The organism is Brachyspira pilosicoli, assembly GCF_036997485.1.
Classification (GTDB): Bacteria; Spirochaetota; Brachyspiria; order Brachyspirales; family Brachyspiraceae; genus Brachyspira; species Brachyspira pilosicoli_C.
Window position 1 is genome coordinate 744,388 of record NZ_JAWLPU010000001.1, and the last position, 15,223, is coordinate 759,610.

Sequence of the window (15,223 nt, forward strand, 5' to 3'; positions counted from 1 at the left end):
ATCATCGATACATTTTTTAGCGTATAACATAAAATATATATGCATTATCTTAATATAAAATTACATAAATAAAATAAAAAATTATGCTTGTACTATAAATATTTTTTGTTATACTTAAGAGCATCTCAATCTATAATATAAAAAAGGAATAAATTTTATGTCTGTTTCTTATGAAGAAAGCGGTGTAAGCAGAGAAGAAGGTTATAAAGCCGTATCTCTTATGAAAGAAGTAGTTGCTAAAACTATGAACAACAATGTATTAAACAACATTGGAAGTTTTGGGGCTATGTATGAACTTGGTAAATATAATAACCCTGTTTTGGTATCTGGCACTGACGGAGTGGGCACCAAATTAGAGATTGCATTCTCTATAAAAAAATATGATACTGTTGGAATTGATGCTGTAGCTATGTGTGTTAATGATGTTCTTTGTCATGGAGCTAAGCCTATTTTCTTTTTGGATTATCTTGCTTGCGGAAAACTTAACAGTGAAACCGCTGCTTTAATAGTAAAAGGAATAGCTGATGGGTGCTACGATGCTGGTGCTGCTTTGATTGGAGGGGAAACTGCTGAGATGCCAGGTTTTTACAAAGAAGGCGATTATGATATTGCTGGTTTTTGTGTGGGTGTTGTTGAAAAAGACAATATTATAGACGGAAGTAAAGTTAAAGAAGATGATGTTATATTAGGTATAGCTTCTTCTGGTTTTCACAGTAATGGTTTTTCACTTATAAGAAAATTAGTAAGAGATTATAATGCTACATTTGAAGATAAAAAAATCGGTGAAGTACTGCTTACTCCTACTAAAATATATGTTAAGCCTATTCTTAAATTATTAGAAAAATATAATATTAAGGGTATGGCTCATATTACAGGGGGAGGATTAATAGAAAATGTTCCAAGAGCTTTCAAAAAAGATTATAAGGCTGTAATAAATAAAAATAGTTTTAATACGCCTGAAATATTTAAGTATATTCAGTATCTTGGAAACATAAAAGAAGAAGAGATGTATAATACTTTTAATATGGGTATTGGTTTTGTAATTATTGTTGATAAAAATGAAAAAAATAGTATTATAAATGAATTAAAAGAAATGAAAGAAACTGTTTATGAAATAGGACATATAGAAAAAAATAATGGAGAAAACAGCGGAATATGTTTAATATAGCAGTATTAATTTCTGGAGGCGGAAGCAATTTAAAATCATTGATAGATAATCAAAAAGAATACTATAAAATAAATATAGTAATTGCTGATAGAGATTGCGGAGGGTTAAATATTGCTAAAAGTGCTAATATAGATGCAGTTTTAATAGATAGAAAAAAATATAAAGAAAAGTTATCAGAAAGAATTTATGAAGAGCTTAAAAAATATAATATTGATTTAATAGTTCTTGCTGGTTATTTATCTATAGTAGATAGTAATTTTATATCTAAATGGAAAAACAAAATAATAAATATTCACCCATCGCTTTTACCAAAATATGGCGGTAAGGGAATGTATGGAATGAAAGTTCACGAAGCAGTTATAAAAAATAAAGAAAAAGAATCAGGCTGCACAGTGCATTATGTAACAGAAATGGTAGACGGAGGCGACATCATAATGCAAAACAAAGTGAATGTATTAGAAGATGATACTCCTGAAATACTTCAAAAGAGGATATTAGTAGAAGAGCATAAAATACTTCCTGCAACTGTTATGAAATTAGCTTCTGAGAAATAATTTTTTTATTCAACTTTTTCCCGCCGCAAAAAGTGCAATTATTAAAACTTTATATCGTAAAAATATATATCAAATATAAAATGACTATAATAAATTTTAGCTAAAAATACAGTTTAATATATTTGTTATACTCAATCAATCTTCAAAAACATATCTATAAATTTTTTCAGACAAAGGTATGCCGTTTTTTAAATAATTTCTATAACAAGCTTCTTTCCTCTCGCCCGGTATTGTTATAGGTTTATTTTCATCTAATGGAGGCTCTTTTCTTATATCGTCTATAAATGACTGAACAGTATTTAAATAATCTTCATTATATACAAAAGGATCAACTATAAGCATAAATGTTGATAAATCTCTTTTCTTATCCATATCTCCATACATCTTAACCAAATTATTACAGTAAACATTTCCAATCAAAAGCCCCGTAAAAGCTTCTATCATAGTCATAATGACATAACCCTTAGCACCTCCAAAAGGTACAACATATTTTATTCTTTTAGGGTCTTCTGTAGGATTTCCATTCTCATCAACTCCCCAATTAATAGGGACTTTTTCATTATTATCGCGGGCAGTAAATATTCTCCCTAAAGCAACTTCACTAGTAGCCATATCTCCGAGTAAAAAGTCTTTTGCAGCAGGAAAACCATAACTTATAGGATTAGTACCAAAAAAAGCTCTTTTGCCGCCATAAGGTATAACTCCAGGATCTGTATTTGCCATTATAAGAGACACCTTTTTTTTATCTATTGCCATTTTATTGTAGTATGATAATGCCCCGCAATGACTATTATTCTTTATACCTATTACAGCAATTCCCTGTTTATCTGCAGTCTCTATTGCCCAGTCAGCAGCTTTCTTCATAGCAATATGTCCAAAACCTCCATCTGCATCCATTAATGCAAATGAAGGCTTTTTTGCCTCTATGTTAAAATTAGACTTTAAATTTACTCCTCCAGCTTTTATTCTTTTTATATAATGTTCAAGCCTCAAAACACCATGAGAATGAATACCCCTCACATCAGCATAACATAAAACATCAGCAACAATCTCAGCATCACACTCGCTAACATCTGCTAATACTAATTTTTTTATCACAGCTTCTTTTAAATCTTTAAAACTAACATTTATCATAACTTTAATTCCTGCATAATTTTTTATACACAATATTAAAGTTTACATAATATTTAATTAATGTCAATATATCATATCTTTTCACGTATCAAACTCTTAAACTTGTAAATAGCATAATTAAGCCCAAGCCTCAAATAATCATCTTCATCATATTTAGTTAAAACATATCTATCGCTTATTATCTGATACCAAGCCTCAAGTATTATTTTTCCCCAAAAATTAAAAGCAGTGTACAAACTCAAAATTCCTTCTTCCAAATAACAAAAATCATTTGGTTTTATATCTCTATTATTAAAAGCATAAGTAACCAAATTATTAATTTCGGCTTGCTCTATAGAAGTTATCTTTATAAAGCCCGCCTCTCTAACAAAAAACTTTTTATAACCTGTGCAAACTCATTAATATCTTTTGTGCTCCATTTATCAAGCAAGTTTGTAGCCAGCTCATCATTAATCTTCACATCAAGCCAAACAAATATATCATCATCTGTGTTTTTGTTTTCTTTAGCCTTCACATAATCAAGATTCTCTCTAAAAGTTGGTCTGTTAATGCTTATAATGTCTTCATCATTAAACTTTTCTCCCAAAGTAGAGCGGCTATATATTTTTACTGGCATAAGCTCATTATTATCAGCCTCTTTATAAACCGTCTCTTCTACAATGTATCTATTAAAAAACTCTTTGCATTTAAAAGTATTTTTTTGCATTTAATATACTCCTTTTTTACATTTTTATAGTTGATATATTTGATTGTAAACATATAATTTGATTAGGTTTTTATTATGAAGAAATTTTTATTAATATTTTATAGCATTACATTATACTCATATAATACTTTCTTCTTTCCGCTAAATAATTATTATACTAATAACTCTATTAATAATAATTTATATTTTAATAAGTATTTTCAAAGCTGTTTTAAAAACATATATAACGATTTATTTCTTTATCAAAATAATATTACATCAAGCATTTATTATAACTCTTCTATGATATCAAAAAATTATTTTAACTTTGATTACAAACAAAGTAAACAACCTTACGAATATTCAAACAGCACATTTTTATCAAACATGATAATGAAAGAAAAAGACAAATACAATTCATTTTTCAGAAATAAACATTAATTATTATATATAAGAACTTTGTATTTAATAAAAATTTTATATGTATTGTTAGTAAACTTCTTTGAAATAAAGAAGAAAAAATAAAGCTCCATACTTGATAGTATGAAGCTTTTTATTTTTCATTATATAAACATATAAATTATACTATACCAAAATATGAGCCTATGCAAGACAATATGATTAATACTATTAATATTCTGGTAGTTTTTATACCCTTACCTAAAATCCAGTACATTAATAAAAATACTAAAGCAGGCAATAAAGATGGTATAATTCCATCTATATAACTTTGTATACTTTGTTTTGATTCATTTACACCAATTTCAAATGGTATTGTTATATTTACTATTGAAGCAACCATAGCACCTATAACCATTAATCCTAATATAGAAGCAGATTTTGTAATATCAGATAATATACCAGAATTAGCTATATTAGAAAATATTGCAGAACCATATTTAATTCCATATTTTAAGCCATAATATCTAGCCAAAAAAGCAGGCACATTGATTATAAATATAAATGCTAATGGCCCAACTATGCTTCCGCTATTAGAAAAAGATACAGCAACACCTATAGCAATTGTTAAAAGAGTACCCCAGAAAAATGAATCTCCAATACCAGCCATAGGGCCCATTAAAGAAGTTCTAACAGCACTAATACTAGATGAATCAAAATCTTTGTTTTTTGAGTTCTCTACTTCCATAGATCTCAAAATTCCCATTAATAATGTAACAATATGCGGCGTACATGATACAAATTCAAGATGTCTTTTAAGAGCTTTAGATAATTCTGTCTTATCTTTATACAATCTTTTTAATACAGGAATCATAGAAAAACCATACATCAAATTTTGCTGTCTTTCATAATTCCAAGCAGAATCCAATGTACAAGATCTAAAAAATATACTCCAAAATTCTTTTTTATCTATTTTAGTTAAATCATTTTTATTTTCCATACCTACTATCCTTTATTAAAAATCATCATCATCTACAGAAGCTTCCGTAAGTGAATTTTTATTACTTCTATGATAAAACAATATTAAAATAATAACTAAACCAAATAATGTAACACCCAATACAGATATTTTTAGGAATGCAGCCAATAAGAACCCTAATAAAAGATATGGAACTAATTCTTTTATTAAAATCATTCTAGCTAACATAGCAAATCCTATTGCAGGAAGTATACCTGCAGCTACATCCATTCCATGAATAATAAACTCTGGTATTTTGCTCAATATTTTTTCTATAAAAGGAGTACCTATATAAAAAGAAAATCCAACTAATAATGATAATAAAATTTTATTCCCGATACCCGAAACAAATGCTATTATTTCTATTTTTCTATAATCACCCATCTCAGCATATTTATCTGCTAAATGTGCTGCATAAGTTAAAACGAACATCATCATTAAATTATCTAATAATAAAACTATTGTAGCAACTGGAATAGCTAATGCAACAGAAGCTCCTATTTCACTTCCTGTCAATATAACAAAAGAAGTACCAATTATAGCTCCAGAAGTTATATCCGGAGGATTACTTGCACCTATAGGAACTGCACCTAAAAATATTAACTCTAATAAAGCACCAGTTTTTATTCCTGTCTCCAAATCACCCAAAACAAGTCCTACAAGCGGAGCCATAATTATAGGTCTATTTATCATTGTAGAACCCATAAAAGAGTGCATATAACCTATAAAAGCAACTATGGTTATTAAAATAGCCTGCATAAGTAAATTATCATTCATATAACAACACCTTTATAATATTATCTTAACGTTGAAACAATATTTAATAATTGTTTTACATGTTCAATATCAACATCGCCGGAATCTTTATAAGTATCTTTAAAATAAGAACCAACTATTGCTGCATCAGCTATGCTAAGCTGTTCAACACAATTTTTATCTGTTAATCCTGCCCCAACTATAAGAGGGAAATCTTTTAATATATCTCTAAATTCTTTTATTTTATCAATAGAAGTTTCTTGACCTGTTGCATCTCCAGTAACAACTATGGCATCACAACGTTTTTGTGCTATTTCTAAATCTTCTTTCAAAGTTCTTTCAGAAAGATATGGCTGATATTTAAATCTTACGCCGCCAAATATAAAAGCATCACATTCCTTTCTATACATATCTATAAAAGCCTCATACGTATAATCATCTCTTGGAGTCAAATGCCCTGCTACAGAATCAAACTGTATAAAAGAGGCTTTATATTTATTTGCAAGATGAAAACCCATAGCATCGTTATTTAAACAGTTCACACCATATATAATATTAAATTTTGATAAAAGCAAATATTCAAGAACTTGTTCCATTTGATAGTAGTTGCCGTAATAATTTTCTACTGTCACAGCATCTATACCAGCTTGTAAATATATATCTATTTCTTTTTTAGCCCTATCTAATACATCTTTGTCATTTTCGCCTTTAAGATGAAGCATACCAATAATAGGTTTTTTATTCTTAAATAAATCTAAAACATTCTTTTTCATAAACAAAACTTATCCTTTATATAATACTTTACTATCTGTAGGAACTTGTCTTATTTCAACTTCAACCGAATCATTATTAATAAGATCTTTTAATAAATCTTCTTCCTGAGGTAATAAATTAACTGCTTTAGAAATATTTCTAGTACCTTCTCTTGTTTTAGTTCCGCCTAAATTAATACTTTTTATATAAGGAACATTTTTTACTATTTTATATGCATCTTCAACTGATTCTACAATAATCATTAACTTATACTTATCTGTAACATCTGAATTTAATGCTGCTATAGAATCGTCTATGTTTTTAATTACTAATTTTACACCTTGAGGTTTGGCCAACTTAATAGAAGTTTTTTTTAATTCATCAGAAGAAACTAAATCATTAGCAACCAATATACAATCTGAATTTAAATTGTTTACCCAAGTAAAAGCAACTTGACCATGGATTAATCTATGATCCACTCTTAATAAAAGAAACATATTACCTCCTAAAATTCATCATCTGATAATGTCTTATTAAACTCTTCATTACAATATTTAAAAGAATCTTTGCTATCATTAATAGAGTCAGTAATCAAACTTTTTATGTTAGAATAATTATCTTTTTCTAATAATAAAGCAAGCATCAAAGATAGATTCAATCCTGATATTAAATGCAAATTTGGATATTGATGAAGCTTTTCTAAAAAAGCATTATTTACGCTTCCGCCGTAAATATCTGTTATAACAATAACATCATCTTCTTTATATTTTGTTAATAATTCATCGATAGATTTATGAATATCAAAATTTTTATCCACATAGCAACAAAAAGATTCTAAACAATCAAAATTACCAGATATCATGTTGATTGATTCTTTTATACCAGAAGCAAAATTTCCATGACTAGCCATTATAAATCTAAACATATAAATACACCACAGTTTTTACATTAGTATAGATTAAATATATTTAATTGTCAACATATTATTTAAAATAAATTATAATAGTATTTATGTATATTATAGTTCTTATTTTTTATAATATTATGCATGAATATAGTTTTGAAAATTACGTATTTATATAGCTCTAAATCCATTTAAAATAAGTCTTCTCTGTCTGTGAAGGCTATCAAATAATTATTCTTCATTTCAATAGAATCTTCTGAAGCTTTAAAATTATTTAATGAAACAGAAATATCTTTAGCTTCAATAGTAGGAAAAGAAGGACTTCCATAAACATCTGCACTCACAAATATAAATGGATAATCCTTGCCTCTAAATTTTGTTTTGCTATATATTACAAATGACTGCCTATTGCCATTTAAAACACGATTATAAAAAAGCTCTTTTGATTGAGTATTAAAAACTGCATTACCTGAAAATGTTAAAGTAAATTTATTGTTTGGGAAATTATATCTCTTTGCTGATACATTAAATTTCTCTTCTTTAGTCCATTCAAAAGCAACAGCAATATCAGAAACAGAAGTAGCTTCTGTGCCGTTAATAAAAAGCTTTGTTGGATATTTTGAAGTTTGAGCCATTACAACATCTCTCTCTTCCGCTCTCTCTTCTTTAAGAATACTGTCTTTGTCTAAAGTATATTCATCAGATGCCCACAGTGAAGAAGTTATTTGCGTTAATGCTTTATTGGCAAAATTAAAACTTATAGATTTACTTTCACAGCCTATATACTGAATTCCTTCAATATTTTTTGATGAGTCAAATAATGCTAAATTATAATACTGCGTCTCTCCGAATCTTGGAGAAATTATATTTACAAATCTTGGATATAGTTTTTTTGCATCTTCGCTAAATACTCCGCTCTCTATAAATCCAACTCTCTTAAAGCTAATTAAATAATTATTTTCTTCCTCTTCGAACTCTCCTAAAAAGTTTGTAAAATCTACTTGGTCATTTTTATCGCCTGTAATTAGAAATGCTTTTATATTTTTTATGTTGTTTATAGCATCAATTAATTTCTGCTGAGTCATAGAGTCATATATGTCAATAAAATCACTATAAAAACCATTTTCATCTTCTCTAATAATCTCAAGCATAGTAATAGTGTTTTCATTTTTATGCATCTTAATAGAAAAATCGCTAAAACAATTAATGCAGATAATATTTCCTGTGTTTTCTTTTGTATGCACATTAGCCCATATCAAACTCATATAATAAGCATTAGAGTTTACAAAAGCACCAAAAGAAATATCCCCCGCATAAGTTGTAGCTCCTAAATAGGATTCTGATGAAGGAGAGCCTACATAATCTTTTGTTAAGCTCTCTGTAGCAGGAGTAAGTCCAACAGAAGAAGGATAAATTAAATATTTTCCTTTAACATCATCGCTTGTAAAATCTACTCTTTCATCTCTGTTGTTTGTTTTAGCAATTCTCACTTTATATGAAGAGCCGTTTATAATATTTAAACCCTCTTCATCTTTCATTAAATTTCCTTTTATATCAAATATACTCATATAATGAACCTTTAATAGTTTTAAAAAAAATTTTTATGCAGTTGCCTCAAGCACAACACTTTCTAAAATATCTCTGTCTTCAACTGTTATAGTGCCTTGCTTTGTGTTATATCCTTCTAAACTCACATCATATTGAAGAGTGTCGCCTGTTTTGTATGCATCAAAATATTTATCTTCTCCGTCTATTTTTATAACAGCATTTGAAGGAGCAGAAATAATCTTCACTTTATAAACATTGCCTCTTAAACTTAAATAATCTTTTACCTTTTGATTAACTCTTTCAATATTTCTGAAAAACTTCATCTTCATAACTCCCAGTCATTATTTTAAAATTTATATAAAGAGAAAAACTCACTCCCCTAATAGATGAGAAATCATTAAACTGTCTCTTACTGTTTTCCACATCAAAAGTAGGAGAGTCCCATTTAATAACAGGAGATAATGCAATTCTCTCACCTTCGTCATTAAGCTTTGACACCCAATAACGTGAAGCCTGATTCAAAGCAATAGGTATCATTGTATATGCCAAAAAAGATTCTCCAGCCTTAAGCTCCTTATAAACTTCTGCCTTTAAACATATATCATCAGTAAAACCTGCACTATCTCCTATATATGAGTTTCCTCCTTTGCTCTCACCCTCAGATATAGTAGCCCATAAAAAAGATTTGCTCATAGACTTAATATTGCCCAAACTAAAACAGTCAATTTTTAATTTGTCATCTAAAAGTTTATTAAGCTCCCCATCACCTTTAACTTTATTTCCAGCAAAATCTATATAATCATCTGCCATAAAGTTCATAAAATTATCTAAAACATATAAAATGCTATTTTTGAAATGTATCATATATATAAAACCCTATTTAAAAAATATTTAAATTTAAAAAATTTTTAAAAATAAAAAATAATTAAGGCTTTCTTATGTCCCCATCAAGCCTCACACTCTCATAAGATAAATCGCCAGAAATAAATACTGATAAATCTTTTATAGCAAGTTCTTTTAGCCTCAAGCTCTCATTTCTTATAAAGTTTATTAAATCGCTGTTTGATACAAAATTAACAGTGAGAAGCCTTGCCACCTCATAGCATATATAATTTTTTATAGCTATATATGGAAGTTTGTTTTCTTCTGTAGGTTCTGTATAGTTCATATTAAGAATTGTTTTTCTAAATTGTAGAGTATAATTTTTTAATTGGCTTTCAATAAAATCTAAATCCATATTATCATAGTCAAACATTGTAAATATGCTTTTAAAATAATTTAAATCTGGTTCATATATATACATTTATATTTCTTCCTTTTGTTATTATTTATATACTGAAAATTTTGCATTTTATTAAAAATTATTTTTTACTTTAATTGTTTGCGGGGACTAGCCCCCGCACCCCCAGTTCTTTTGTTGGCACAAAGAACCAAAAAGACTGCATTTTTAGCTAAAATAAAAATATTTGCATTTTTTGCAACTTTGACGAAGTCCACACAGCAACCGAAGGAAGTGCCTGTGGGTGCGAAGGCGGGAAAAAGTTGATAACACTTTTATAAAATATAAAAATTGACAAAACACAATCTTTTCAATATATACTAAGCCTCAAGCGACTTTATCTTTTCCTTTAAGTTTCTATTTTCTTCTTTCAAATAATTTATCACATCATTAGGCTTCATCTTCTCGCGTACAAGCTCCTCTGACTCTTCTTTGCTTATTATTACAAAAGAATCTGTAAGAGAAATATTTAAATCACTCTCTATTAAAACTTTGCACCTTCTCTCATGAACATCTCTAAAAAAATACCCAACCTTAGCAACAACATAATCATTAGCCTTAATATCTTTATGAACTATACTATCGTCTACAAAATGAAGTAAAGACTTTTTATTATTCATCATCTCTCCCAAAAAACATATATATAAAAAAACAAGAGAAGAAAAATAATTTTCCTCTCTTGAATAAAAAAATATTAAATATAATTAAGCATCTGCTAATTTTAAATCTATCTTACAGAAGCCGTAAGGGTTAGAAGCTACTGTGCATCTCTTTGTTCTGCTTCTCCACAAATTGTTGCCCAATATATCAACTTCTCTTATATCATGATTTAAATACACAACCTCTTTTATAGAAGCCATATCCAAAATATTAGATGAAGTTGTAAACATATAAATAGAAGAACCTGTCCATATATCAGTAAGGTTTTCTAATTGATACTTCTGTTCAATTTCATGGTCATCAGCAACTCTAAAAGCAGTACCTACAACTGTTATACCGCTTGTTACGGCATTAAATATATCTGGCTTAAATGCTTTATATTTGCCGTCATTAGAATTGCCTATCATAGACACATAATTAGAAAATAATCTAAATAATCCCTGAAGCTTCACATAAACATCTATAGGTATCACTATATAAAGTTTCTGCCCATTATTTTGCACTTCCATCTGGTCATTAAACAAATTGCCGCCTACAGCATAATTTAAATATTTTGCCAAATCTATAAAAGAACTAAAGAAATTATCAATATCAGTTTCTGTCCAAGAACTTATTGCTTTAGCAGTTAAATCAACTGTATTAGAACTCCCATACAAAGAAGCATCTGTAACTTTTGCAGCTAAATTTCTTTCTCTCAAAAGTCCAAGCCTAGACACTAACTTCTGTGCTATGTAATTTAATATCTCTTCTCCTGCTTTTTTCTCATCTTTAGAATAAAGTTCATTAATCTCCTCTATTCTGTTTATGTCTATGCCAATATAATATTCTTCAGGCTCCATCTTAAAAACTCTTGACTCATGTCTTGGATAATCATTAAATATATTAAGACCGCCCAAAGAAGTTCCGCCGTACATGTTTTTGAGATTAAAAGCAGTATTGTCTAAATCTCCGCCTATAGCACCTTGAGAGACTCCTACAAAAATCTCTGGTATATATTTACTTACAAAGTTTGTCTGCCCCATATATTTTGGAAGCTCTTGATTGATTATAGGAAAAAGTTTATTTTGTATACTTTGAAAATTTGGTACGCTCATTATTACTCCTTATAATAAATTATTAAATAGTTTTTAAAAGCACTTCTATATGAGAATTGGCATTGCCTCCGCGAATAACTATGCCAACCCCATTGCCGTCTAATGACTTTTTAAATCCATCAACAGAAGGCACAACTATATCGCCTGCAACTAAATTCTCTGCCGCAACACAATTAACATTCCCACTATAGCACACAGATATGCAATTAGACTTAAGTCCGAAATCCACATAACTATATGCATCTTCTAAGGCAACCCCAACAAAGGTAAACCCTTCTTCATATAAGGCATAAACTCCTTTTCCATCTTTATTTTTAATGGATACAGGAAAGCCTCTCTTTGGTAATTTATCTTCATCATTACCTATGCCAGATTTTATTATCATAGCGACTCCTAATATTATTTTATTTGTTTATATACACATAAATAACTATATTGTGTAATATAAGTTCTTTTATTCAACTTTTTCCCGCCGCAAAAAGTTGCAAAAAGTGCAAGTTCTTTAGCTTTATATATTTGGAATATGTATAAAATCTAAGGTAATACCTATTTTTGAGCTTGAAATGCAGCCTTTTTGATTTTTTGCTACAGGTAGTATGTACTCTCTTCTGTCATAAAAAGAAGTGGTGGCGTGGCAGCTAGACCATTTTATTTAAACATCCTTGAAATCTCTTCATACTTATTCTTACCCATAGCTGATAAACTAACTCTCTCATAACCTCCTACTCCTATAGGAACTAAATCATCTCTCACTATAGACATTATTTCTTCTTTGCTTAAACCAGCCTTAAAAAGTTTTTTAGCCTTCACATAAGTATCGCTCTCAGATTTTGAAGAGCATCTTACTGCATTCTGACTTTCTGCATATTCATTACACCAATCACCATAAGTAATGGCAGATAAATTTGATTTTTCTAAACTCTTTTCTGAAATCTTAAACTTCTCTAAAAGTAAATCTATTATCATATTTTGAAATACTTCATCATTTCTAAATATATTCAAAAACTCTTCTTTTGCTTTTTCTTTTGTTGCCTCATCATTAAGTTTATTTAAAATATTTTTTATGTTATTTATATACTCTTCATTAACTTCAATAACTCCGCTTGCACATAATAAATCAACACTTTTACTAGCAGGATATTCAACAGCAGCAATAGCCTTAATCTCACAATTCTCCCAATAAATAAACTCATCATCTTCTTTAACTTTTTTTCCAACCATCTCTATAGAAGGATAAAATGATTTTTTCTCTGTGATGCTTTCATCAAACCATTCTATAGTGGCATATATTCCAACAGCTTCATTATCTTTTTCTAACTTCAATACCTTACCAATAGCAGCTCTCTCTTCATCCTCTTTATGACCCATATAAACAAACACTTCAACATTTTTTTTCTCAAATGAAGATATAATCTCTTCTACATTCTTCTCAGTAATCTTATTAGTTTTAGTTTCTGAGAAAGTATTTTTGGAAACAGCTATATATTGTTTAAAACTATCTCCAAGAATTTTATATTTTTTTACTTTGTTTTCTTGCATATGGAATTCTCCTTTTTTATGTTTTATAATTTTGTAGTTTTGATAATTGTTATAGTTCTTATAATTTTTATAATTTTGATTCAAATTTATTTTTATAGAAAATAAAAAAGAGATTAAGCAAAAAACCTAATCTCTTTAATATATTTATAAAATATAGAGGATTATAAATTATCAATCTTTATCTATTGAATGCCTAATCCTAAAATAATCGCATTCTCCTAATAGCCTTAAACTCTTAAAATTCAAATCAAAGTATCTCTTCATAAAACTGTCATTTATATTATTGATGATGCCTTCAACAATATCACTTGCCATAAGTAAGGCGTTTGCTTGAGTGAGGTCAGCTAAATTTTTTGTTGCTCCTTTGTTCAACCCTAATGCTTTAATATCCACTCCCTTGTTTTTAAAAAGTGTTGAAAGCATGCTATCTCTAAAGCTATACCATTCATTAGCATCTATACTCTCAATTTTCTCTATCTTTCCGTATTTTGAAATAAATATTCCGCCGCCATTATTAACAAAATTTCTTATCTCCCTCTCAACCTCTTTTCTCTTACTGTCATTAAGCTCGCAATTTGACACAAAATTAAAACTATGCTCACCTATATTTTTTAAGTTCCTATTAAAACTATTGTCCATAGATTCCAGCACCTGCCAAAGCGAATAAGCACTATACAAAAAAGGCTTTCCTATTACATCGCCTGTAATATCTCCATAATTAGAATAACCTGCTATTGCCAAATCAAAATTTATATTTGTAATAGTAGAATTATTTTTATTTATTATGCTAATAGATTCAATCTCATCAATATCTTCTTTTGAAAAATTAAAGCTATTTATAGAAGAAACATCATAAAACTTAAAACCTCTTAAACCGTCAAGCTTACCCTTAAATCCATAATTCTTTGCAGACAAAACTTCTAATTTCGGAGTAAAAAAACAAAAGCCATAAACCAAAGAATTATAAGCAGCATTAACTATTAAACTCTTAAGCCCTCCAGCTCTTTTAAATTGTTTGTCTATAAAGTTGTAAGCATTTCTTACCTTTACACTCTCAAAATATTCATCTGTCTTTTCTAATTCATAATTAAAAGAATTAAAAATACCCCTATAAAATTGAAGTATTGGCTCTAAATAAATAGAGTTCTCCATTCTTTTACAAGTTAAAGCCCATTTGCTTGGAAAAGAAAAATCATCGCCAAAATCTCCTCTATTAGAATGCAAATCGGGCACTCCATTATAATAATTGTTTGTAGATATTTTATTTAACTCTTCATTTAGTTTTTCTATCTCTAAAGTCTTATCTTTTAATTTTGCATCATAGCTCTCTATTATTTTCTCTATTACGGTTTGATTGTTTTGAGTTTCATTATTCTCAAGCATTTTTATTCTCCGTTTTTTAATACTTTATAATATATATAAAAAATATAAGTGATTATAAGTAAATATTCACCGCACGTTAAACAAAATAAAAAATATTAATAAAACGAAAATTATAATTTTTATTATAAATATAAGTTTATTAACCGTGCGGAAAATGTATGCAAAGCAAATAAAAGCTTGGGTGGGTATTAACATTTCTAAACTAATACAAAGATAATTTAAACTACAATTTTAAAAATACACTATAAAAATAAAGGGCGGGGTATGTAAATAAAGTTTTAAAATTTAATTACACTTGCCCACCCTATATACTTTTTATACTATCTGTAACTTCTACAATATTTTTCTT

Annotated in this window: 20 protein-coding genes; 3 read left to right on the forward strand and 17 right to left on the reverse strand. The window is 28.4% G+C overall.

Annotated features, from left to right (window positions below; genetic code table 11):
- The first annotated feature begins 157 nt into the window (after positions 1-157).
- Complete coding sequence (purM, locus tag R4I97_RS03275) at positions 158-1,168, forward strand: phosphoribosylformylglycinamidine cyclo-ligase (protein WP_335783668.1); 1,011 nt, start codon at positions 158-160, stop codon at positions 1,166-1,168.
- Positions 1,156-1,722, forward strand: a complete 567-nt coding sequence (gene purN / locus R4I97_RS03280) for a phosphoribosylglycinamide formyltransferase (RefSeq protein WP_335783669.1) — start codon at positions 1,156-1,158, stop codon at positions 1,720-1,722. The genes purM and purN overlap by 13 nt, the downstream gene beginning before the upstream one ends.
- 135 nt (positions 1,723-1,857) lie before the next feature.
- Here purN and R4I97_RS03285 read toward each other — a convergent pair whose 3' ends face one another.
- From R4I97_RS03285 to R4I97_RS03295, 3 genes are all read right to left on the reverse strand, one after another.
- Entirely contained in the window at positions 1,858-2,856 is a 999-nt protein-coding gene (locus R4I97_RS03285) for an Ldh family oxidoreductase (protein ID WP_335783670.1), read from the reverse strand.
- 71 nt (positions 2,857-2,927) lie between these two features.
- Positions 2,928-3,167: a hypothetical protein gene (locus R4I97_RS03290; protein WP_335783671.1), complete on the reverse strand. Its 240-nt coding sequence runs from the start codon at positions 3,165-3,167 to the stop codon at positions 2,928-2,930.
- 35 nt (positions 3,168-3,202) lie between these two features.
- Positions 3,203-3,562, reverse strand: coding sequence for a hypothetical protein (locus R4I97_RS03295; protein ID WP_335783672.1), 360 nt, complete (start codon positions 3,560-3,562; stop codon positions 3,203-3,205).
- Between the two features lie 75 nt (positions 3,563-3,637).
- Between R4I97_RS03295 and R4I97_RS03300 the strand changes: the two genes are divergently transcribed.
- Positions 3,638-3,982, forward strand: a complete 345-nt coding sequence (locus R4I97_RS03300) for a hypothetical protein (protein ID WP_335783673.1) — start codon at positions 3,638-3,640, stop codon at positions 3,980-3,982.
- A 139-nt stretch (positions 3,983-4,121) separates the two neighbouring features.
- Here R4I97_RS03300 and R4I97_RS03305 read toward each other — a convergent pair whose 3' ends face one another.
- The 14 genes from R4I97_RS03305 to R4I97_RS03370 all read right to left on the reverse strand — a co-directional run bounded on the left by R4I97_RS03305 (position 4,122) and on the right by R4I97_RS03370 (position 14,874).
- Complete coding sequence (locus R4I97_RS03305) at positions 4,122-4,940, reverse strand: PTS system mannose/fructose/sorbose family transporter subunit IID (protein ID WP_335783674.1); 819 nt, start codon at positions 4,938-4,940, stop codon at positions 4,122-4,124.
- Between the two features lie 15 nt (positions 4,941-4,955).
- A complete protein-coding gene (locus R4I97_RS03310; RefSeq protein WP_335783675.1) occupies positions 4,956-5,735 on the reverse strand; it encodes a PTS sugar transporter subunit IIC in 780 nt (259 codons plus the stop codon).
- 20 nt (positions 5,736-5,755) lie between these two features.
- Entirely contained in the window at positions 5,756-6,487 is a 732-nt protein-coding gene (locus R4I97_RS03315) for a BtpA/SgcQ family protein (RefSeq protein ID WP_335783676.1), read from the reverse strand.
- Positions 6,488-6,496: 9 nt separating this feature from the next.
- The gene (locus R4I97_RS03320; RefSeq protein WP_335783677.1) at positions 6,497-6,964 is read right to left on the reverse strand and encodes a PTS sugar transporter subunit IIB; all 468 of its coding nucleotides are present in this window, start codon (positions 6,962-6,964) and stop codon (positions 6,497-6,499) included.
- Positions 6,965-6,972: 8 nt separating this feature from the next.
- Positions 6,973-7,392, reverse strand: coding sequence for a hypothetical protein (locus R4I97_RS03325; protein ID WP_335783678.1), 420 nt, complete (start codon positions 7,390-7,392; stop codon positions 6,973-6,975).
- A 170-nt stretch (positions 7,393-7,562) separates the two neighbouring features.
- Entirely contained in the window at positions 7,563-8,939 is a 1,377-nt protein-coding gene (locus R4I97_RS03330) for a phage tail protein (RefSeq protein WP_335783679.1), read from the reverse strand.
- 33 nt (positions 8,940-8,972) lie between these two features.
- On the reverse strand, positions 8,973-9,242 hold the full coding sequence (locus R4I97_RS03335; protein WP_335783680.1) for a hypothetical protein: 270 nt from the start codon (positions 9,240-9,242) through the stop codon (positions 8,973-8,975).
- Complete coding sequence (locus R4I97_RS03340; protein WP_014934138.1) at positions 9,220-9,783, reverse strand: hypothetical protein; 564 nt, start codon at positions 9,781-9,783, stop codon at positions 9,220-9,222. The genes R4I97_RS03335 and R4I97_RS03340 overlap by 23 nt, the downstream gene beginning before the upstream one ends.
- Before the next feature lie 61 nt (positions 9,784-9,844).
- Complete coding sequence (locus R4I97_RS03345; RefSeq protein WP_335783681.1) at positions 9,845-10,222, reverse strand: hypothetical protein; 378 nt, start codon at positions 10,220-10,222, stop codon at positions 9,845-9,847.
- 296 nt (positions 10,223-10,518) lie between these two features.
- On the reverse strand, positions 10,519-10,818 hold the full coding sequence (locus R4I97_RS03350; RefSeq protein ID WP_335783682.1) for a hypothetical protein: 300 nt from the start codon (positions 10,816-10,818) through the stop codon (positions 10,519-10,521).
- Positions 10,819-10,902: 84 nt separating this feature from the next.
- Positions 10,903-11,952 (reverse strand): phage capsid protein, encoded by a 1,050-nt coding sequence (locus R4I97_RS03355; protein WP_335783683.1) that lies wholly within the window; start codon positions 11,950-11,952, stop codon positions 10,903-10,905.
- 22 nt (positions 11,953-11,974) lie between these two features.
- The gene (locus tag R4I97_RS03360) at positions 11,975-12,337 is read right to left on the reverse strand and encodes a phage capsid protein (RefSeq protein ID WP_335783684.1); all 363 of its coding nucleotides are present in this window, start codon (positions 12,335-12,337) and stop codon (positions 11,975-11,977) included.
- 263 nt (positions 12,338-12,600) lie between these two features.
- Positions 12,601-13,491, reverse strand: coding sequence for a phage capsid protein (locus R4I97_RS03365; protein ID WP_335783685.1), 891 nt, complete (start codon positions 13,489-13,491; stop codon positions 12,601-12,603).
- Between the two features lie 171 nt (positions 13,492-13,662).
- On the reverse strand, positions 13,663-14,874 hold the full coding sequence (locus tag R4I97_RS03370; RefSeq protein WP_335783686.1) for a phage capsid protein: 1,212 nt from the start codon (positions 14,872-14,874) through the stop codon (positions 13,663-13,665).
- Positions 14,875-15,223 lie beyond the last annotated feature (349 nt).